Below are 19,540 nucleotides of genomic sequence, written 5' to 3' on the forward strand. Positions count from 1 at the left end.
AGCCAGGACGGTGGTACTGTGCGCGCTTCCCTGATCCAAATCGCGGTGAATGAGGGGGAGTCGGTGGTTTCCCGCCGCTCCCGGGCCGCTGACCTCGTACGCGAGCAGTCCGGGTCGGACTTGGTCGTCCTGCCCGAGTTGTGGACGGTGGGCGCCTTCGCCTACGAGCAGTTCGAGACAGAGGCCGAGCCCCTGGACGGCCCGACCTACCGGGCCATGGCCGCGGCCGCCCGCGACGCAGGGGTCTGGCTGCACGCCGGCTCCTTCGTGGAACGCGCGGGCGACGGCTCGCTCTACAACACCGCGCTCGTCCTCTCCCCGGCGGGCGAGCTCGCCGCCACGTACCGCAAGATCCACCGCTTCGGCTTCGACCAGGGCGAGGCCGTCCTGATGTCCGCGGGGGAGTCCCTGACCACGGTCGCCCTGCCGGAGCAGACGCTCGGCCTCGCCACCTGCTACGACCTGCGCTTCCCGGAGCTGTTCCGCGGCCTGGTCGACGCGGGGGCGACGACGCTCGTCGTCTCCGCGGGCTGGCCGGCCCGCCGCCGGGGCCACTGGACCCTGCTGAACCGGGCCCGCGCCGTCGAGGACCAGGCGTACGTCCTCGCCTGCGGGACGGCCGGCACCAACGGGGGCGTGGAGCAGGCCGGCCACAGCCTGGCCGTGGACCCGTGGGGCGAGGTCCTCGCGGAGGCCGGCCCGGGCGAGGAGGTTCTGACGGTGGACCTCGACCCGAAGAAGGTCACCGAGACCCGCGAACAGTTCCCGGCCCTGAAGGACCGCCGCCTGGGCCTCTGACCGGATGGTATTTACTTGTGTGAAGTCAGCATGAGGTAAAGGGAGGGCGCGGGGCATGGGGGACGGGAACACCGCGGGCGGCCCGGCCGGACCGGCAGGGCTGGCCGGTCCGTCTGAAACGGTCGAACCGGACCCCGTCCACTGGCTCCAGCGGTCGATGGCCGGGGCCGCTGCCTTCCTCGCCGCCATCCCCGTGACCTTTGCCCTGGTGAATCCGGTGGGGCTACTCCTCCTCTTCCCGTTCATCGCCGCCGCCTGGCCCCTGTTCCTCCGGGACCGGGCGGCGTTCCGTGCCACGTGCAAGGGCGTCGGCACCGTCCTGACCGGGCTCGGTGTCCTCCTGACCTGCTTCGGAATGTTCGTGGTGATCCCTTCCGCGGTGATCCTGCTGCTGGCCGCGTCCGCGGACCCGCGCCGCCGACCGGTGCGCGCCCGCGTCCACGCCGGCATCGCGGTCGCCGTCACCGGCGCCGCCACGGCGGGGGCGCTGTACGTGGCGGTCCCGGTGGTCCAGGACCTCCTGCCCGCGCACAGCTATTCCGTGGACGTTCCGGACGAGTCCGGCGGCGACTGGATGCCGGAGCTCCGGCCGTACGGAGCCACCGGCATGGGGTCGCACGGCACCGGATCCGGGACCCGGCTGGTGGTCACGTACGACGAGAACCTCACCGAGGCCGAACGGGCCGCCCTGCGCGAGTACCTCTCCACCATCCCCGGCGCCGGCCCGGTCAGGGCTTGCGGCCGCTTCGGCTGCGACTGACCGGTCCTAGAGGGCGTCGTCCGGGCCCTCCCGCTCCTTCTCCGCCATCCGGATCACGCACACCGCGACGGCGATCAGCAGCGAGGCGTCGGCGTCCTCGCGGACCACGTCGACGGCGTACGTCTCGCGGATCCGGTACCACTGGCGGGAGATCAGCGCGAGCAGCTCCCCGTCGTACTCGACCTTGAACTCCCGGTCCAGGATGCGCCCGCTGACATCGAGCTCGGTGCCCTCGTTGAGGGTCACCAGGTAGTGGTTGCGCAGCAGGGAGAACCGCTTCTTCCGGATCACCGCGAGCCGCAGCTCGTCCCGCTCCAGCGTCATCGCGTCGCGCAGGGCGAAGAGCTTCTCCCGCAGCGTGATGAGGAGCCGCCCGTCGGGGTCCTTCAGCTCCAGGGTGTCCCGGAACCGCAGTGCCTTCCCGTCGACGAGGAAGGCGTGCCGGCCGTCCTCGTCCTCGATCCAGTAGTCGTCCCCGATGGCCAGCATTTTGTCCCGTACCAGGTATTTCACGCCCTCATCGCTGCCCGCGATAGGTTCCGGTCATGCCACTCCTCTACGTGACCGACCTGGCCTACCCCGCGCGCGGCCGCCGCTACGGTGACGAGGACGTCTTCCTCACCGCACGCCTGCGCGAGCACTTCCCCCTGGCCCTGTGCCACCCCCTGGACGCGGAGGCCCTCCTCCCGGCCTTCGACACCGTGGTGATCCGCAACAGCGGCCCGGTCCTCCACCACCAGCAGGCCTACGACTCCTTCCGCGCGGCCGCCCTGGCCGCCGGCACCCGGGTCTACAACCCCCTGACCGGCCGAGGCGACATGGCCGGCAAGCAGTACCTCGTCGACCTCACGGCCTCGGGCCACCCGGTGATCCCCACCGTCGACGACCCGGCGCACCTGTCCCTCCTCCCCGCGTCCCCCTCCTACGCGGTGAAGCCGAAGCAGGGAGCGGACTCGATAGGCCTCACCTTCACCCCGCACCCGGACTGCACGCCGGGGGAGTTCCTGATCCAGCCCCGCATCGACTTCGCCTACGAGGTCTCCTTCTACTTCGTGGACGACGCCTTCCAGTACGCCCTGTACGCCCCCGACCCGGCCCGCCGCTGGGAACTGGTCCCGTACGAGCCCACCCCCGCGGACCTGGCCTTCGCCCGCACCTTCATCGACTGGAACACCCTCACCCACGGCATCCAGCGCGTGGACGCCTGCCGCGCCCCCTCGGGCGAGCTCCTCCTGGTCGAACTGGAGGACCTCAACCCGTACCTCTCCCTGGACCTCCTCCCGCCCGAGGTCCAGAACACCTTCGTCACGTCCCTGGTCGCCTCCCTCCGCGACTTCGGAGCCTGAGGTCAGGCGGCGCGGCGCCGCCGGGCCACGTAGCGGAGCAGGGCCCAGATCGCCGTGGCGTTGACGAGGGCGCCGACCAGGATGGCGGCGGTGAAGCCGAGGCCGGCCCACGCGTCGAGCTTGTCGCTCACGGTGGTGTCCGGAACCCAGTCCGCGGGGAGCGGGTCCGACGGGTCGGGGTGGTCGGTGGGCGGGCGGGCCGGCGGCTCCGAGCCGTAGTACTCGGGGCCCTCCGGGGCCGGGGCGTCCACCGTCGGCATGAAGGCGCCCATCAGCAGGAGGCTGACCGGTGCGGTGGCCAGGGCCGGCCAGACTCCGAAGAAGCCGATGTCCCCGAACCGGCTGCCGACCTCCATGAAGACCACCATCGCGAGCACCAGCGCCAGGTATCCACCGGGCACCCACATCTCGGGCTTCGACCAGCGCCGCGCCATCACATTCCCCGTCCTGTCCCGTTCCGCTTCGTTCGTGTCGTTGACAGTCTTGAAGCCGGCGGGTCTCGCCACCTGAGTACGCCTACTCATCCTGCGCTGCCCGGGCTACCTGGTCGGAGCAGGTAGGGGAGGTCAGGAGGTGCGGGGCGCGAGGCCGTCGAGGAGGATCTTGAGGCCGAAGTCGAGGGCGGGCCTGACGTCGCCGTCGTCCTCCACTACGCCCGATGCCATCAGGGACGCGAGGGTGGGGAACCGGTCGGGCTGGACGACCCGGGCAAGGAGGTTCCCGTAGTCGGAGCCGGACGGGACGATCTCGGTGGCGATCCGGGCCAGGTCGCGGACGGCGCTGGAGAGGAACATGGCGGTGGCGACCAGGTTCTCGGCGGCGAGTCCCGACCGGGCCAGGGGCCGGAGAAGGGCCTCGAACCAGGCCAGTTCGTTCGGACCGGTCGGAGCCCCGGTGGTCGCCACGCGCAGCATCCAGGGGTGGGCGAGGTAGAACTCCCAGGCGGCATCGGCCCAGTCGAGGATCTCGCTGCGCCACTCCTTCCCCGACTCCGCCGGCGGGCTGCCCTGCGCGCGGTCGGCCATCAGGGCGACCAGCTGGTCCTTCCCGGGGACGTGCCGGTACAGGGCCATCGCCGTGTAGCCGAGCTCGCCGGCGACCCGCTGCATCGACACCGCACCCAGACCCTCGGCATCGGCCAGCGCGATGGCGGCCTCGACGATGCCGCCGACGCTGAGGGTGGACCGAGCGCTCTCCTCCGTCTCCCAGAGGAGTCGGAAGGTGGCCTCCGCGCTCTTGTCCGCTGCCACTTCTACCGCCGATTCTCCGAGTCCGATCCCGCTCGCCCAGCATAGTGGCGGGCGTTTCGGCGCCGGAGGAGCGCGATCCCGACCGCGAGGATCCAGTAGGCGTAAAGGCTGGCGATGGTGGCCGTCGTGCCCCAGCCGTTCGCGCTGAAGAACCGTCCGGTGTCGTTGCCGAAATACAGGGACGGGACGAACGCGAGATTGATCAGGGCGAGGGCGTACGCCGACCGGGCGGCCCACCGGGACAGCAGTCCCGAGCGCACCGCCGCGTACCCGGCGGCCGCCAGGAACACCGCGGTGAGGATGCGGCCGACCGATCCGTACAGCAGGTAGGAGCCCTCGGCGGTGATGGTCGGATCGACCGGCTCGCGGGCGGCGATGACCTCTCCGGCCTGCAGGGAGTGGGCGACGAAGGTGACCGCGATGTAGGTCAGTGCCGCGCCGTGGGCGAGATCCGCGACCCATCCGCAGTCCGGGTCCGCCCGGCGGACCAGCTCGCGCAGCCCGGTGGCGAAGCCGAGGAGCAGGACGAGGACGAGGAGGCTGAGCATGATCCGGGTCAGCACGTTGGAGTCGGGCGGAGCCCCGTCGTGGAGGAAGTACAGCGGCACCTCGACGACCTGCAGCGCCGTGAACGCCACGCCGGTGATCCCGGTGAACGTGCGCAGGGGCATTCCGTCCGGACGCGATGTTGTATATGACATAAACAGGAGTGTAGGGCGTATACATGCGGGAATCCAGCGGATCCCTTCGTACGGGCGTGATCCGGCGTTCACAGGCGGATGGCAAGCTTGAAACATGAACGATGCTGCCCCGGCGCCCACCCCCGCGCCCGAGCCCCGACGACGTGCCCGAGTCCGTGCCCCCGAGCTGATCGGCAAGGGAGGCTGGCTCAACACCGGTGGGAAGGAGCTGACCCTCGCCGACCTGCGGGGGCGGATCACCATCCTCGACTTCTGGACCTTCTGCTGTGTGAACTGCCTGCACGTGCTCGACGAGTTGCGCGAGCTGGAGGAGAAGCACCGCGACACCGTCGTGATCGTCGGCGTGCACTCGCCGAAGTTCGTGCACGAGGCCGAGCACTCCGCCGTCGTCGACGCCGTCGAGCGGTACGGGGTGCACCACCCGGTGCTCGACGACCCCGAGCTCGCGACCTGGAAGCAGTACGCCGTCCGCGCCTGGCCCACGCTCGTGGTGATCGACCCCGAGGGGTACGTCGTCGCGCAGCACGCCGGGGAGGGGCACGCGCACGCCCTCGCGAAGCTGGTGGAGGAGCTGGAGGCGGAGCACGGCGCCAAGGGGACGCTGCGGCGCGGGGACGGGCCGTACGTGGCGCCCGAGCCGGTCGCGGGTGACCTGCGGTTCCCCGGGAAGGCGCTCGTGCTGCCCTCCGGGAACCTGCTCGTCTCCGACACCACCCGGCACCAGCTGGTGGAGCTGGCTCCCGACGGGGAGGCCGTCGTACGCCGCATCGGCGGCGGGGAGCGCGGCTTCGGCCCGGACGCCTTCAGCGAGCCGCAGGGGCTCGCCCTCCTCCCCGACGGGTCCGTGGTCGTCGCCGACACCGTCAATCACGCGCTGCGCCGCTTCGACCCCGCGACCGGGTCCGTGGAGACCGTCGCCGGGACCGGGCGGCAGTGGTGGCAGGGGTCCCCGACCTCGGGTCCGGCCCTCGAAGTGGACCTGTCCTCGCCGTGGGACGTGGCCTGGTGGCAGGGCCGGGTGTGGATCGCCATGGCGGGCGTCCACCAGCTGTGGACCTGGGATCCGGAGAGCGGCACCGTGGCCGTCGCGGCCGGCACGACCAACGAGGGGCTGCACGACGGTCCGGCCGCCGAGGCCTGGTTCGCGCAGCCGTCCGGGCTCGCGGCCACGCAGGACCGCCTGTGGATCGCCGACTCCGAGACGAGCGCACTCCGCTACGTCGAGCGGGAGGGCGACGGCTACGCCATCCGTACCGCCGTCGGCTCCGGCCTCTTCGACTTCGGCCACCGGGACGGCGACGCCGACCAGGCGCTGCTCCAGCACCCGCTCGGCGTCACCGCGCTGCCCGACGGCTCGGTCGCGGTGTGCGACACGTACAACCACGCCCTGCGCCGCTACGACCCCGCCACCGGTCAGGTCACCACCCTGGCGACCGACCTCCGCGAGCCCAGCGACGCGGTCCTGGTCGGGGACGACATCGTGGTCGTGGAGTCCGCCCGGCACCGGCTGACCCGGCTGCGCCTCCCCGAGGAGGCCGTACGGGTCGACGCGGTCGCCCACCGCACCCAGCGGGCCGCCACCGAGGTGGCCCCCGGCACCCTCCGCCTCGACGTCGTCTTCCGGGCCCCGAGCGGCCAGAAGCTCGACACCCGCTACGGCCCCTCCACCCGCCTGCTGGTCTCCTCGACCCCGCCCGAGCTCCTGACGGCGGGCGACGGCCCCGGCACGGACCTGTTCCGGGAGCTCGCGCTCAACCCGGACCTGCCCGGCGGCGTCCTGCACGTCTCCGCGATGGCCGCCTCCTGCGACGACGACCCGGAGAACGAATACCCGGCCTGCCACGTCCACCAGCAGGACTGGGGGGTACCGGTGACCGTCACCCCCGGCGGCGCGACCCGGCTGCCCCTGGTGCTGGCGGGGATGGACGACTGAGTTCGCCGTGAACGACCGTGCCCGCCGGGGGTTTCCCCGGCGGGCACGGTCACTGCAGGGTGATGACGCGGGCTCAGTTCTCCAGGAACGCCAGCATCACGTTGGCCAGGAGGTACGGGTCGTCCGCGCCGCACAGTTCGCGGGCGCTGTGCATCGAGAGGATGGCCACGCCGATGTCCACGGTCTGGATGCCGTGGCGGGCGGCGGTGATCGGGCCGATGGTGGTGCCGCACGGCATCGAGTTGTTGGAGACGAAGGTCTGCCACGGGACGCCGGCGCGTTCGCAGGCGGCCACGAACACCGCGCGGCCGCTGCCGTCGGTGGCGTAGCGCTGGTTGACGTTGACCTTCAGGATCGGGCCGCCGTTGGCGCGCGGGTGGTGCGTGGGGTCGTGCCGCTCCGCGTAGTTGGGGTGCACGGCGTGGCCGGTGTCCGAGGAGAGGCAGATCGCGCCGGCGAAGGCCCGCGCGCGGTCCTCGTAGCTGCCGCCGCGCGAGAAGACAGAACGTTCCAGCACGTTGCCCAGGAGGGGGCCGTCCGCGCCGGTGTCCGACTGGGAGCCGTTCTCCTCGTGGTCGAAGGCGGCCAGGACGGGGATGTGCGTGAGGGTGCCGGACGTGGAGGCCGCCACCAGTGCCGCGACGGCCGCGTGGACCGACAGCAGGTTGTCCATGCGCGGGCCGGCGAGGAGTTCGCGGTCGCGGCCGAGGTAGGCCGGGGGCTCGATCGAATGGACCATCAGGTCCCAGCCGGCGACGGAGCCGCGGTCGAGCCCTTCCTCGTCCTCCAGGAAGGCGATCAAGTCGCCCTCGTGGACCTCGCCGAGGCCCCAGATCGGCTGCATGTGCCGCTGCTTGTCCAGCTTGAGCCCGTCGGTGTTCACCGACCGGTCCAGGTGCACGGCGAGTTGGGGTACGCGCATCAGCGGACGGTCGACGTTGACGAGCCGGTCGGTGCCGTCGAGCAGGGTGAGGCGTCCGGCTAGGCCCAGGTCGCGGTCGAGCCAGGTGTTGAGCAGGGTGCCGCCGTAGATCTCCACGGCGATCTGCCGCCAGCCCTGGGAGCCGGTGTCGGGCAGCGGCTTGACCCGGAGGTTGGGGGAGTCGGTGTGCGCGCCGATGATCCGGAACGGGGTGTGCGCGGCCGCGCCTTCGGGCACGTACCAGGCGATGATCGCGCCCCCGCGGAGTACGAACTTGCCTCCCGTGCTCGCGTCCCACGCGTCGGTCTCGGCCAACTGCCTGAATCCGGCCTTCTCCAGCCGCTCGGCCGCGTTGGCCACGGCGTGGTACTGCGACGGACTGGCCGCCAGGAAGGTCATCAGGTCGTCGGTGTGGCCGCGGTCGAAGCGGGCGGCGGCGGGAGAGCTCATGTGGTTCACCTTAACGACGGTCGTGTTCGTCATGGCCGGACTGCGGCGGATAGCCGCAGGAAGGAGCCGGGAGGGAGTGGCCCCGGTCCCGGTGCATGTCAGCCCGGCGGACGGTCGAAGCGGCGCTGCAACTGTCTGCGCTCGCCACGGCGGATGCGCGGGAGCATCTCCGGGGTCTGCGCGGAGCGCTGCGCGCGCCTTTTGCGTCCGGCGCAGAAGATACAGGCCTCACCGGGAGGGGCGTCGGGATCGATGGGCGCGCCGGGGTGCTCGGAGCAGCCGGAGGCGTTGCGCGGCCGGGACAGCTCGCGGGCCACGATGAAGGCCCGGTGGAGGTCGTCGGCCATCGCGACGAAGTCCTCGGGGGGCGAGGACAGGCCGAGGTGGAAGCGCCGCTCCTCGACCGTGCGCAGGCGGGCCTGGAGGGCCTGGAGCGTGTACGGGGGATCGGGCACGGGATAGCCGAGCCGGCGCTGCTCCCCGGCGGGCGGGCCGGCGGCCGCGGCCCGGGCGCCCTGGGCGCGCAGTCCGAGGCGGCGCCGGTCGTTGCAGATCAGGCAGCGTCCCCAGCCGTCGGGCGCCTCGGGGTCCAGCGCGCCGTTGGGGTGCTCCGGGCAGCCCGTGTAGCTCTTGGCGGGGGCGAGCCCGGCGGCCGTCTGGAAGGCGGTGTAGAGGGCGTCGGCCACCGATTCGTATTCGGTGGGGTGGGCGCCCTCGTAGAGCTCCTTGAGGTGGTCTCCGAGGCTGCCCACGGCGGACTGCAGCTCCTTGAGGGCATAGGGCCGCCCGGTCGGGACGGAGTACCCCCTGCTGCCGCGCTGCTGCTCCTGTGGACTCATACCCACGAGCGTCGCACGAACCACGGACATCCCGGGAACCCCGCAGGTCCCGCCGGGGGTGGAGCCATGGGGTGCGGGGTTCCGCGCCCGGCCGGGCTCCGGTCGCCGGTCCCGGCTCCGGCTCCGGTCCGGGCCGTGGCCGCCGACGCCGCCCCCGCCGCGCGAGCCCGAGCGCACGCCGACGGCCGGGCCCCCGTGCGGGAGGGCCCGGCCGTCTGTGTGTACGTACACCGCGTACAGATGGGGGGGTTGGAGGGACCCGTGAGGCTAGAACGCGGCCTCGTCGAGCTCCATCAGGGTGTTGTCGACGGACTCGGCGAGCGCGCGGGCCACCGAGACGCCGGGCAGGATCTGGGAGGCGAAGAACTTCGCCGCCGCGATCTTGCCGGTGTAGAACGGCACGTCCTTGGCGGAGGCGGTCGGCAGCTTCTCGGCGGCCACGGCCGCGCCCTTGAGGAGCAGGTAGCCGACGACCACGTCACCGGAGGCCATCAGCAGGCGGGTGGTGTTCTGGCCGACCTTGTAGATGTTCTTGACGTCCTCGCCGGTGGCGGTGAGGTCCACGATCATCTGGCCGACGATGGCCTCCAGGTCGACGGCCGCCTTGGCGAGCGCGTCGCGGGCCGGGGCGAGGTCCTCGCCGCCGGGGCCCTCGGCCAGGAACTTCTTCATCGTCTCGGAGAGGACGTTGAGGGAGGCGCCCTGGTCGCGGACGATCTTCCGGAAGAAGAAGTCCTGGCCCTGGATGGCCGTGGTGCCCTCGTAGAGGGTGTCGATCTTGGCGTCGCGGATGTACTGCTCGATCGGGTATTCCTGCAGGTAGCCGGAGCCGCCGAAGGTCTGGAGCGACTGCGCGAGCTGCTCGTAGGACTTCTCGGAGCCGTAGCCCTTCACGATCGGCAGGAGCAGGTCGTTCAGCCCGACCAGGGACGCGGTGTCCTCGCCGGCGGCCTGCTTCAGCTGGATCTCGTCCTGGATCGAGGCGGTGTACAGGACCAGGGCGCGCATGCCCTCGGCGTACGCCTTCTGCGTCATGAGCGAGCGGCGCACGTCGGGGTGGTGCGTGATGGTGACCTTGGGGGCCGCCTTGTCCATGAACTCGGCCAGGTCCGGGCCCTGCACGCGCTCCTTGGCGTACTCGAGCGCGTTCAGGTAGCCGGTGGACAGGGTGGCGATGGCCTTCGTGCCGACCATCATCCGGGCGAACTCGATGATCATGAACATCTGGCGGATGCCGTCGTGCTTGTCACCGATCAGCCAGCCCTTGGCGGGGTGCTGGTCGCCGAAGGTCATCTCGCACGTGTTGGAGGCCTTGAGGCCCATCTTGTGCTCGACGTTGGTCGCGTAGACGCCGTTGCGCTCGCCCAGCTCGCCGGTCTCCCAGTCGAAGTGGAACTTCGGGACCAGGAAGAGGGAGAGGCCCTTCGTGCCCGGGCCGTGGCCCTCGGGGCGCGCGAGGACGTAGTGGAGGATGTTCTCCTCCATGTCGTGCTCGCCCGAGGTGATGAAGCGCTTCACGCCCTCGATGTGCCAGGAGCCGTCGTCCTGCTGGACCGCCTTGGTGCGGCCGGCGCCGACGTCCGAGCCGGCGTCCGGCTCGGTGAGGACCATGGTGGAGCCCCAGCGCTTCTCGACGGCGAGCGCGGCGATCTTCTTCTGGACCTCGTTGCCCTCCTCGAAGAGGACGCCGGCGAACGCCGGGCCGGAGGAGTACATCCACACGGCCGGGTTCGCGCCCAGGATCGTCTCGGCGAAGGCCCAGATCAGGGAGCGGGGCGAGGTGGTGCCGCCGATCTCCTCGGGCAGGCCCAGGCGCCAGTACTCGGAGTCCATGAAGGCCTTGTAGCTCTTCTTGAAGGACGCCGGGACGGGGGCGGTGTTCGTCGTGGGGTCGAAGACCGGCGGGTTGCGGTCCGCGTCCTCGAAGGAGGCGGCCAGCTCGTTCTCGGAGAGCTTGGCTATCTCGCTGAGGATGGTCTTCGCGGTCTCGGTGTCCATCTCACCGAACGGGCCGGTGCCGTACACGTTGTCGCGCCCGAGCACCTCGAAGAGGTTGAACTCGATGTCGCGGAGATTCGACTTGTAGTGCCCCATGGCGACGGCTCCGTTAAGGCTCGGTGAGAGTGGTTCCTCGTGCATACCAATCGGTAACGTAATGATGCTACCCGCCGGTAATAAACCGCAACCCCTACCGCAGGGACTGTGACGCCTCTCTCGGTCCTCCCGGCCGGCCGTCGTCGGCGGGGCCGTGCGCGAGGGCCCGTTCCCGGTCCACCGGTTCCGGGAAGGCCAGCCGGGGCGAGCCGCCCGCCCACCACACGCCGATCACGAAGGCGGCCGTGGCCTCCACGTACCCGGCCCGGTCCAGCCCTCCGGCCGGCATCGGGGTCCAGCCCATCCCGGTGACCAGCTCCGCGACGCGCGCGGCCGCCGCCGGGTCGTCGGCGCAGTACGGCACTGCGGGCGCGCTCTCCCCGAATGCGGCGACCGGCAGCCCCCACACGCTCGCGTGGGCCAGGTTGAAGGCCTTCACCACGTGCGCCCCGGGCGCCGCCGCCTGGACGAGGGCGGCCGTGCTCGGCCCGCCGCCGGTGGTCAGCATCACCCCGCCCGGCCCCGGAGCCAGCGGGTTCGTGCAGTCCACCACCGTCCGCCCGGCCAGCGCCGCCGCGTGCTCCGCCGCCAGGGGTGCGGCCGCCCCGGCCGGTACGGCGAGCAGCGCGAGCTCCCCGTACGCCGCCGCCCGCGCCGGGCTCCCGTGCCCGGCCGCCCCGATCCGCCGGGCCAGGTCTTCGGCCGCCGCCTCGTCGCGCCCGCCGACGAACACCTCGTGGCCGGCCCGCACCCAGGCCCCGCCGAGGGCTTCCGCCATGGCTCCCGTTCCCAGTACGCCGATCCGCATCGCCGCCACCTCTTTCCGTTTCCTGTGGTCGTTTCCGGTGGCCGAAGCTACGGAGGCCGATGCACACCGACCGGTGTCCATCGGCGGGGGCAGGATGGGGCGCATGGAGAAGCTGCCCGACCCGGCCGCGGGCCTGCCGGATCTCACGTACACGGCGGACTGCCGGGCGCGCGTCGCCTTCGAGGTGCTGGCGAACCGCTGGGACAGCGTCGTGGTCTTCACGCTCGGCGCGGCGGGCCGGCCGATGCGGCCGAGGGCGCTGGTCGCACGGATCGGCGGGATCAGCCCGAAGGCGCTGAACGAGGCGCTGCGGCGGCTGGAGCGCAACGGCCTCGTGGAGCGCCGGGCGTACGCCGAGGCCCCGCCGCGGGTGGACTACGCCCTGACCGCGGCCGGTACGGCCCTGCTCGTGCCGATGCGGGCGATGGGGGCCTGGGCCGCGGAGTACGCGGACGACGTGCTCGACGCGCAGGACCGGCACGAAGCCCGCCTACGGCAGCGCGAGCTCGGCCCGGACGGTCTTGCTCCGTGATCGAAGCCGCAGCCGAGGATCGCGGAAGTCCGCTGAGCGGAGCTCACCAGCCCGGCGGGGCACCGCCGTGGCCGGCTCCGCCGGAGGGCGGGCGTCCCGCTGACCGGAACTCGACGCACCCGCGGGCCGCCGCCTCGGTAGGCTTCGGGCCATGTACGGCTATGACCAGAACGTGAGCGCGGGGCAGCAGGGCTACGCCCAGCCCCAGCAGGGCTACGCGCAGCAGCAGCCTCAGCAGCCGCTGTACCCCGAGCCCTCGCCGCCCTCCCTCGCGGACGCGGTGCGCGCCTTCACGACCGGGTCGCTGTCCGCCGAGGACTTCCAGCAGATCTTCGCCTCCTCGAAGGTCTACTGCCCGCGCGGCGACACCCCGGGATTCCTCGCGCTGCACAACACGCAGCAGCCGGTCATCCCGATGTTCACCACGCTCAAGGAGCTGCGCCGGTACGCCGGCAAGGAGTCCAAGTACTTCGTGATCACCGGCGCCGAGGTGATCGACCTGCTGCCCACCGGCTACGGCTTCGTCCTCGACATGGAGGGCGACCACCGGATGGTGTTCGACGCGAAGGCGGTCGAGCAGATGGTCGACTTCGCCATGCGCCGCATGTACGGCTGAGAGGCCGAAGCCGACGCCGGGGGGCTGACATGCTGCGCATCCACTTCGAGGCCGAGGATCTGCTCAACGTCACCTTCGCGAGCGAGCCGCTGCCCCTCGTGGAGCTGGCCCTCGCGCTCGTCGCGGCACAGCGCACCGACCAGCAGGCGGTTTTCGGCCGTTGGCGGAGCCTGGCCGCGCGGGAGCTGCCGGGGCGGGTGCGGCCGCTTTTCGACCTCCTGCGCCCCGACGGCGACAACCCCCACTTCGTGGAGCCGTACGCGCGGAGCCTGGAGGAGGGCCTCACCGTCATCCGGGACCGGGTCTCCTTCCTGACCCCGGAGGGACTGGCCCGCGCCGCGACCCGCGCGCCCGGGTCCCCGGCCTGGCTGCGCGCCCTGTGGGGGCAGGACCGGGAGGCCTGGGACCAGCTCGACTCCGCGATCCGGTCCGCGTACGACGTGCTCATCGCCCCGCACTGGCCGCGGATCCGGCAGTCCTTCCAGGCGGACGTGGCCTGGCGGACCCGGCTGCTGGCCGCGCACGGGATCAAGGCCTGCCTGGCCAGCACCCACCAGGCCGCCGACTGGTCGGGACTCGTCTTCGAGGTGGGCCGGCCGCCGGACTACGAGGTCCGGCTCGGCGGGCGGGGGCTGGTGCTGATGCCCTCGCCGTTCTGGACGGGCCGCCCGCTGCTGGACGACACCCCGGACGGGACCTACGTACTCCTCTACCCGGCGCTGACCCCCCTGCCCCTGGTCTCCCCGGACCGGGCGGAGGGCGCGCTCGACGCGCTGCTGGGGCGGACCCGGGCGGCCGTGCTCCAGCTGCTGATCGAGCAGCGGACCACCTCCGAGCTGGCCCGCGACCTCGACATCAGCCTCCCGTCGGTCTCGGAGCACACCCGCACCCTGCGCGCGGCGGGCCTGATCACCACGGCCCGGGACGGCAAGGCGGTCCTGCACTCCGCGACCGCGCTCGGCGTGGACCTCCTCCACAGCGGCGGCTGACCCTTCAGGAGCGGTGGCGGCGCCGCGAGAAGGCTGCCGCCACGGCGGCCAGCGCGACGGCGAGGGCGCCGTACGTCCACAGGAGGGCGAGGTCGGGGCGGTGGGCCAGCGAGATGCGGATGCCCGCGAAGGCCAGCGCGCCGACGGCGTGGGAGGAGCCCTCCACGCCCTTGAACCCCGTCGACCAGCGCAGCAGCAGGCAGCAGGCCAGGCAGAGGGCGCCCCAGGTGGCGAGGTAGGGCCAGGGCGAACCGGGAAGCGGTTGCAGCGGGCTGACGGTGGCCGCCCACCGGTAGGAGGCGTACCCGAGGGCCACGACCGCGGCCGTGACGGCCGCGGACCAGCCCAGTGCGGCGAGTGCGGCCCGTAAGTTCCCGTGGTCGGTGTCCGCCTCCGCGCCGGGCTGCGGGCCGTCGGCCTCGTTCGTCGGGGTGGTCACTGTCGGGCTCCTGTCGTGTGCGGCGTACGCCGGTCTCCGTGCGTATCGATCATGAGGACGCCCGTCCGGGGCCCCCGGTTGTCCCGGACCCCGGACCGCAGGTTTCGGCGCTGCCCGAAAGGATCGCGGCGACGGCGGCGAGTCCCGAACATCGGTGCTGCGGGGGGAAAACCCGCTCCGACCGACAGGGAGACTGCAATGACACGTACGTCGTTACGCACGAAGCTCGCGGCAGTGGCGGCAACGGGGGTGATGGCGCTGGGTACGGGGGTCCTGGCGGCGTCCCCGGCCGAGGCGGCCGTGGCCTGCCCGTACGAGTACTTCTGCGCCTATCCGGAGCCCAACTTCGGCGGTACGCCCATCATGACCTGGCAGTGCAACGACGTCCGGGCCATGCCGTGGTACGGGACCGGCTCGTGGATCAACAACCAGACCGCGGGCACGCGTGCGCGGTTCGGCATGGTCGGCGGCGGCAGTCTCTACACCGCCGGTGCCTACTCCCAGAACCCCGCCGTCAACTGGGGCCCGGTCGCCTCCATCGACCCTTGCTAGTCGCCGGCACTTCCCGCTCGATGCCCGCACGAAGCGGCGTAGAGGAGACACCAATGACCCGAACCACGCGTACGCGGCTCCGCGCGAAGGCGGCCGCCGTCCTGGCCACGGTGGCCCTGGCCATGGGGGTGGGCGTGCTCGCCGCGGCTCCGGCCGAGGCGGCGCCGGCGCACTGGTGCCGGTTCCACCCCTCCTGCGACTGACGACTGAAGGCTGACGGCACGCGCGACGGGCGCGCGATCGGGTGAACCTGAGACCCCGGGGGAATTCCCCCGGGGTCTTCTCCGTTCTGTCGGGTGGCAGAAAGTTCGGGTTTCAACTAAACTCGACGCCAGAAGGAGGTTCCGACCATGCCTGCAGTGACTGTGGAGAACCCGTTGACGCTCCCGCGCGTCGCGGAGCCCGCGCCGGAGACGACGACCGCCCGCAAGGTGCTGGCCGTCACGACCGCCCCGGGTGGCTTCGAGGGCGAGGGGTTCCCGGTACGCCGTGCGTTCGCCGGGATCAACTACCAGTACCTCGACCCGTTCATCATGATGGACCAGATGGGCGAGGTGGAGTACGCCCCGGGCGAGCCCAAGGGCACCCCCTGGCACCCCCACCGCGGCTTCGAGACCGTCACCTACCTGATCGACGGAACCTTCGTCCACCAGGACAGCAACGGCGGCGGCGGAATCATCAACGGCGGCGACACCCAGTGGATGACGGCGGGCAGCGGCCTGCTGCACATCGAGGCGCCGCCGGAGTCGCTCGTGGTGTCCGGCGGGCTCTTCCACGGCCTCCAGCTGTGGGTGAACCTCCCGGCCTCCGACAAGATGATGCCCCCGCGCTACCAGGACATCGGCGGCGGCCAGGTCCAGTTGCTCTCCACCCCGGACGGCGGCGCCCTGCTCCGCGTGATCGCCGGCGAGCTGGACGGCCACCAGGGCCCCGGCATCACCCACACCCCGATCACGATGATCCACGCGACGGTCGCACCCGGCGCGCAGATCACCCTCCCGTGGCGCGAGGACTTCAACGCGCTGGCCTACGTACTGGCCGGGCGCGGCTCGGTCGGCGAGGACCGGCGGCCCGTCCACACCGGGCAGACCGCGGTCTTCGGCGAGGGCGGCTCGCTGACCCTGCGGGCCGACCAGGGCCAGGACGCCAACGCCCCCGCGCTGGAGATCGTCCTGCTCGGCGGGCGGCCGATCCGGGAGCCGATGGCGCACTACGGGCCGTTCGTGATGAACAGCAAGCACGAGCTGCAGCAGGCGTTCGACGACTTCCAGGCCGGGCGGCTGGGCCGGATCCCCACCACGCAGCGGACCGGCCTCGGCCACCGCGGCACGGGCGAGGCCGACAGCGAGTAGGAGGCCGGGGGAGCGGACCCGGGGCGGCGCTACGCCCTCACGGGTGCGAGCCGCAGCCGCCGGGCCGGCCAGGGTGCCGGTTCGGCAGCGGCACCGGCCCCGGCCCGGCCGAACCAGACCCGGACGTCCTCCCCGGTCCGGACGGGCAGGCGGGGGAAGTCGTTCTCGGCGTGCTCGGTGCGGTGCAGTGCGTGGCCCGGTCCCAGGTGGCGGGCGGCGTACGCGTCGAAGGCGGTCGCGTCGGCGGGACGGCAGACGGTCGCCACCACCTCGCGCGTCCCCGGCGCCGGCGTGAAGCCGGGGCCGCGCAGCAGCAGTACGTCATCGCTGTCGATCATGGTGGCGTTGGCCGCGTCGCGGTGCTCCCGCCAGACCGGACCGGTGTAGAAGGCCTCCAGCGCACGCCGCCGGTGCGCCATGTCGGGGAACGCGCGCAGCCAGACGAACCGGTCCGGATCGTCCAGGTCGCGGAACCGGCCCCCGACGGTGATCCCCACCGCCTCCTGGCCGGTCACGAACGCGCGCTCGAACAGCTCGATCAGGGTGTCCCGGGTCCCCGGGTGCAGGGTGTACTGCCGCAGTTCGACGATGCTCATGCGCCGCAGGCTAGGAGCGCTCCCCTGACACCTCCCGTCAGTGGACATCGCCGGCGGGACCGGACGCGCCGGCCTGCAGCAGCTGGATCAGCCGCGAGCTGCTGTCGGCGCCGAAGCCCGCGGCGACTCCGCGGCGGTACAGATCGGCGTGCGCCGCCAGGATCCCGGTGTCCACACCGGAGTCGGCGGCGGTGTGCAGGATGTGCTCCACGCTCGCCGCGCACATGGCGAGCCGCTCGTACGTGCCTTCGTGCGCGTCCGCGTCGATCAGCGGGGCGCCGCCCTCGTAGAAGCCGCGCAGGGTGTCGGCCGTGTAGCCGGCGTACGGCACGATGTCCGCGGCCGTCAGACCGTTGGCCTTCGCGACGGCCACCGCCTGGTACCAGCCCGTGTAGGCGGTCCAGAACATGATCATGTTGAGCTGGTAGTAGAGCTGCGCGTACCCGGCGTCGGCGCCCCGGTAGTCGGTGGCGGCGAGCACGTCGAGCGCCGCGCGGTGCTCCTTGTAGACCTGCTCCGGTCCGCTGATGAAGGCGGACGAGCCCTCCTGCCCGATGCCGCCGGGCGGGACGTTGACCCCGCCCGTGAGGTACGAGGCCCCGCGCTCCTGCGCCCAGCGGGCGGCGGCCCGGGCCTTCTCGGGCACGTCGGAGGACAGGTTGGCCAGCACCCGGCCGCGGAGGTCGGCGTCGCCGAGGGTGGGGTACATGGCGTCCACGTCGATGAGGCTGAGCACGGTGAGCCCGCTCGCCGCGACCGCCCCGGCGGCGCTGCCGGCCCGCCGTGCGCCGCGTGCCACGAGCTCGGTGTCCTTGCCGGGGCTGCGGTTCCAGACGGTGACCTCGTACCCGGCGTCCAGGTAGGCGGCGGCCATGGCCCGGCCCATGGGCCCGAGGCCGATGACGGTGACGGCGGTGGTCGAAATCTCGGTCATGGCAGAGCTCTCCTCGGTTCGGTGCAGAACTAGAACGAACGCTCTATCTAGCGATCGAGGCGAACGTAGCACGGTTCTAGAACGAACGCTCTATCTATAGTGCGGAGTAGAGTGCCCTCCATGGCGACAGCGGTGAAAACAGCGGGTGGACTCGGGACGCGGGAGCGGCTGGTCCGCACGGCCTCGCGCCTGCTCCAGCGCGGCGGGTACGAGAACACGCCCGTCAAGCAGCTGGTCCGCGAGGCGGAGGCCACCCTCGGCTCGCTCTACCACTTCTTCCCCGGGGGCAAGCAGGAGCTCGCGGTCGCCGCGATCCACTTCGGCGACGAGGAGTTCGCCGAGATGCTCCGCACGGGCCTGTCCGCCCACCCGGACCCGGCGCGTGCCGTGGAGGCCGTCGCGGAGATGCTCGCGGAGGCGCTGGAGGAATCCGACTGGCTCGACGGCTGCCCGGTGACGGCCACCGCGCTGGAGACGGTCGGCCGCCTGCCGGAACTCCAGGCGGCCTGCGCCCTGGCCTTCGCGAACTGGCAGGAGCTGGTCGCCGCGAAGCTCCTGGCCTGCGGCCACCCAGAGGCGGAGGCCCGCGATCTGGCCGTCACCGTGATCAACACCCTGGAGGGCGCCGAGATGACCTCCCAGGTCACCCGCACCCCCACCCCCCTCCTCCTGGCGGGCCACCACCTCGCCCGCCTCATCTCCTCGTACGCCCCGCCCGCCCCCTAGGCCGTCTCGGCGCTTCCGAGGGGCCAAAGGGCCCTTCGGCCCCTCGCGGGGGTTCGCCCGGAGCGGCAGAGTGGGAGTCAGTCATGCCCGTAGAGCCCGAGTTCCACCCCGTGGCGCCCAATGGGGCGCAGCCGCCGTACGTCCTGGCCAAGCAGGCCCTGGCGCACGCCATCGCGGCCGGTGCCCTCGCGCCGGAGCAGCGGCTGCCCTCCGAGCGGTACCTGTGCGAGCAGCTCGGCATCAGCCGCTCCACCCTGCGCCGCACCCTCAAGGAGCTCGGCGAGGAGGGGCTCGTGGAGTCCTCCGAGCGGCGCGGCTGGCGGGTGAAGCGGGTCGGCTTCAGCCACTCCCCGGACACGGCGGCCCTGGTCGGCTTCGCGGACCTGAACCGGAGCCTGGGCCGGGCGGTCACGGCCCGCGTGCTGGGCGCCCGTACCCGCCCGGCCTCCTCCGAGGAGGCCGAGCGGCTCCAGGTCGCCACCCGGGCGGAGCTGTTCGAGCTGCGCCGGGTGCGGTTCCTCGACGGGCTGCCGGTGTGCGTCTCGCACGACCTGGTCCCGCTCGCCGTGGCTCCGGCCGTCGCGGGGGCGGACTTCACCACCGCGTCCCTCTTCGGGCTGCTGGCCGCCGCCGGCCACGTACCCGTCGGCGCCCGGTACACCGCCCGCGCGGCCCTCGCCGACGCCGAGCAGAAGCGGCTGCTCGACCTGACCGGGCCCTCGCCCGTGCTGAACACGCGGCGGCTGTCGCTCGACTCCGCCGGGCTCCCGTGCGCCGACAGCCGGGAGACGTACCGGGCCGACCGCTACGAGGTGCGGCTCACCCTCGGCTGACGACGGCCGGGAGCCCCTCCCGGACCGGGACTCTCGGCCCGAGCCTCCGCCGGGTCCTTCGTCGTGCATC

Annotated in this window: 23 protein-coding genes; 12 read left to right on the forward strand and 11 right to left on the reverse strand. The window is 72.3% G+C overall.

The window, feature by feature from the left end; genetic code table 11:
- Positions 1–18 precede the first annotated feature (18 nt).
- Together NLX94_RS10015 and NLX94_RS10020 are read left to right on the forward strand one after the other, a co-directional pair.
- A complete protein-coding gene (locus NLX94_RS10015; RefSeq protein WP_254382264.1) occupies positions 19–798 on the forward strand; it encodes a carbon-nitrogen family hydrolase in 780 nt (259 codons plus the stop codon).
- 55 nt (positions 799–853) lie between these two features.
- Complete coding sequence (locus NLX94_RS10020) at positions 854–1,558, forward strand: hypothetical protein (RefSeq protein ID WP_254382265.1); 705 nt, start codon at positions 854–856, stop codon at positions 1,556–1,558.
- Between the two features lie 6 nt (positions 1,559–1,564).
- Here NLX94_RS10020 and NLX94_RS10025 read toward each other — a convergent pair whose 3' ends face one another.
- Positions 1,565–2,071, reverse strand: a complete 507-nt coding sequence (locus tag NLX94_RS10025; RefSeq protein WP_254382266.1) for an LURP-one-related family protein — start codon at positions 2,069–2,071, stop codon at positions 1,565–1,567.
- A 32-nt stretch (positions 2,072–2,103) separates the two neighbouring features.
- Here NLX94_RS10025 and NLX94_RS10030 point away from each other — a divergent pair, with 32 nt between their 5' ends.
- Entirely contained in the window at positions 2,104–2,904 is an 801-nt protein-coding gene (locus NLX94_RS10030; protein WP_254382267.1) for a hypothetical protein, read from the forward strand.
- Positions 2,905–2,906: 2 nt separating this feature from the next.
- Here NLX94_RS10030 and NLX94_RS10035 read toward each other — a convergent pair whose 3' ends face one another.
- The 3 genes from NLX94_RS10035 to NLX94_RS10045 are packed head-to-tail and all read right to left on the reverse strand — an operon-like array spanning position 2,907 to position 4,825.
- On the reverse strand, positions 2,907–3,410 hold the full coding sequence (locus tag NLX94_RS10035; protein WP_254382268.1) for an SCO4225 family membrane protein: 504 nt from the start codon (positions 3,408–3,410) through the stop codon (positions 2,907–2,909).
- A 60-nt stretch (positions 3,411–3,470) separates the two neighbouring features.
- Positions 3,471–4,154, reverse strand: coding sequence for a TetR/AcrR family transcriptional regulator (locus NLX94_RS10040; RefSeq protein ID WP_254382269.1), 684 nt, complete (start codon positions 4,152–4,154; stop codon positions 3,471–3,473).
- 2 nt (positions 4,155–4,156) lie between these two features.
- Positions 4,157–4,825 (reverse strand): hypothetical protein, encoded by a 669-nt coding sequence (locus tag NLX94_RS10045; protein WP_254382270.1) that lies wholly within the window; start codon positions 4,823–4,825, stop codon positions 4,157–4,159.
- 124 nt (positions 4,826–4,949) lie between these two features.
- On the opposite strand from NLX94_RS10045, the gene NLX94_RS10050 reads away from it, so the two are divergent.
- Positions 4,950–6,788 carry an NHL domain-containing thioredoxin family protein gene (locus NLX94_RS10050; protein WP_254382271.1) on the forward strand — a complete coding sequence of 613 codons (1,839 nt, stop codon included), beginning with the start codon at positions 4,950–4,952 and terminating at the stop codon, positions 6,786–6,788.
- 73 nt (positions 6,789–6,861) lie between these two features.
- Here the strand turns inward: NLX94_RS10050 and NLX94_RS10055 are convergent, their stop codons facing one another.
- From NLX94_RS10055 to NLX94_RS10070, 4 genes are all read right to left on the reverse strand, one after another.
- On the reverse strand, positions 6,862–8,160 hold the full coding sequence (locus NLX94_RS10055; protein ID WP_254382272.1) for a M18 family aminopeptidase: 1,299 nt from the start codon (positions 8,158–8,160) through the stop codon (positions 6,862–6,864).
- Between the two features lie 98 nt (positions 8,161–8,258).
- On the reverse strand, positions 8,259–8,999 hold the full coding sequence (locus NLX94_RS10060) for a hypothetical protein (RefSeq protein WP_254382273.1): 741 nt from the start codon (positions 8,997–8,999) through the stop codon (positions 8,259–8,261).
- Between the two features lie 267 nt (positions 9,000–9,266).
- Positions 9,267–11,093: an acyl-CoA dehydrogenase gene (locus tag NLX94_RS10065; RefSeq protein ID WP_254382274.1), complete on the reverse strand. Its 1,827-nt coding sequence runs from the start codon at positions 11,091–11,093 to the stop codon at positions 9,267–9,269.
- A gap of 94 nt (positions 11,094–11,187) precedes the next feature.
- Complete coding sequence (locus tag NLX94_RS10070) at positions 11,188–11,901, reverse strand: NADPH-dependent F420 reductase (protein WP_254382275.1); 714 nt, start codon at positions 11,899–11,901, stop codon at positions 11,188–11,190.
- 103 nt (positions 11,902–12,004) lie between these two features.
- On the opposite strand from NLX94_RS10070, the gene NLX94_RS10075 reads away from it, so the two are divergent.
- From NLX94_RS10075 to NLX94_RS10085, 3 genes are all read left to right on the forward strand, one after another.
- Positions 12,005–12,433 carry a helix-turn-helix domain-containing protein gene (locus NLX94_RS10075; protein ID WP_254382276.1) on the forward strand — a complete coding sequence of 143 codons (429 nt, stop codon included), beginning with the start codon at positions 12,005–12,007 and terminating at the stop codon, positions 12,431–12,433.
- A 151-nt stretch (positions 12,434–12,584) separates the two neighbouring features.
- On the forward strand, positions 12,585–13,049 hold the full coding sequence (locus tag NLX94_RS10080) for an SseB family protein (protein ID WP_254382277.1): 465 nt from the start codon (positions 12,585–12,587) through the stop codon (positions 13,047–13,049).
- A 29-nt stretch (positions 13,050–13,078) separates the two neighbouring features.
- Positions 13,079–14,038 (forward strand): helix-turn-helix transcriptional regulator, encoded by a 960-nt coding sequence (locus NLX94_RS10085; RefSeq protein WP_254382278.1) that lies wholly within the window; start codon positions 13,079–13,081, stop codon positions 14,036–14,038.
- 4 nt (positions 14,039–14,042) lie between these two features.
- Here the strand turns inward: NLX94_RS10085 and NLX94_RS10090 are convergent, their stop codons facing one another.
- Positions 14,043–14,477 carry a hypothetical protein gene (locus NLX94_RS10090; protein ID WP_254382279.1) on the reverse strand — a complete coding sequence of 145 codons (435 nt, stop codon included), beginning with the start codon at positions 14,475–14,477 and terminating at the stop codon, positions 14,043–14,045.
- Between the two features lie 198 nt (positions 14,478–14,675).
- Between NLX94_RS10090 and NLX94_RS10095 the strand changes: the two genes are divergently transcribed.
- The 3 genes from NLX94_RS10095 (at position 14,676) to NLX94_RS10105 (ending at position 16,381) form a co-directional block, all read left to right on the forward strand.
- The gene (locus tag NLX94_RS10095; RefSeq protein WP_254382280.1) at positions 14,676–15,029 is read left to right on the forward strand and encodes a peptidase inhibitor family I36 protein; all 354 of its coding nucleotides are present in this window, start codon (positions 14,676–14,678) and stop codon (positions 15,027–15,029) included.
- Positions 15,030–15,082: 53 nt separating this feature from the next.
- Positions 15,083–15,232, forward strand: coding sequence for a hypothetical protein (locus NLX94_RS10100; protein ID WP_254382281.1), 150 nt, complete (start codon positions 15,083–15,085; stop codon positions 15,230–15,232).
- A gap of 147 nt (positions 15,233–15,379) precedes the next feature.
- Positions 15,380–16,381 carry a pirin family protein gene (locus NLX94_RS10105; RefSeq protein ID WP_254382282.1) on the forward strand — a complete coding sequence of 334 codons (1,002 nt, stop codon included), beginning with the start codon at positions 15,380–15,382 and terminating at the stop codon, positions 16,379–16,381.
- Between the two features lie 29 nt (positions 16,382–16,410).
- Here NLX94_RS10105 and NLX94_RS10110 read toward each other — a convergent pair whose 3' ends face one another.
- Positions 16,411–16,977, reverse strand: coding sequence for an NIPSNAP family protein (locus NLX94_RS10110; protein ID WP_254382283.1), 567 nt, complete (start codon positions 16,975–16,977; stop codon positions 16,411–16,413).
- Positions 16,978–17,014: 37 nt separating this feature from the next.
- Positions 17,015–17,911 (reverse strand): NAD(P)-dependent oxidoreductase, encoded by an 897-nt coding sequence (locus tag NLX94_RS10115; RefSeq protein WP_254382284.1) that lies wholly within the window; start codon positions 17,909–17,911, stop codon positions 17,015–17,017.
- A 120-nt stretch (positions 17,912–18,031) separates the two neighbouring features.
- On the opposite strand from NLX94_RS10115, the gene NLX94_RS10120 reads away from it, so the two are divergent.
- Together NLX94_RS10120 and NLX94_RS10125 are read left to right on the forward strand one after the other, a co-directional pair.
- The gene (locus tag NLX94_RS10120) at positions 18,032–18,637 is read left to right on the forward strand and encodes a TetR/AcrR family transcriptional regulator (protein ID WP_254382285.1); all 606 of its coding nucleotides are present in this window, start codon (positions 18,032–18,034) and stop codon (positions 18,635–18,637) included.
- Positions 18,638–18,720: 83 nt separating this feature from the next.
- Positions 18,721–19,470 (forward strand): GntR family transcriptional regulator, encoded by a 750-nt coding sequence (locus tag NLX94_RS10125; protein ID WP_254382286.1) that lies wholly within the window; start codon positions 18,721–18,723, stop codon positions 19,468–19,470.
- Positions 19,471–19,540 lie beyond the last annotated feature (70 nt).

This window comes from Streptomyces sp. TBY4 (genome assembly GCF_024213195.1).
Classification (GTDB): Bacteria; Actinomycetota; Actinomycetes; order Streptomycetales; family Streptomycetaceae; genus Streptomyces.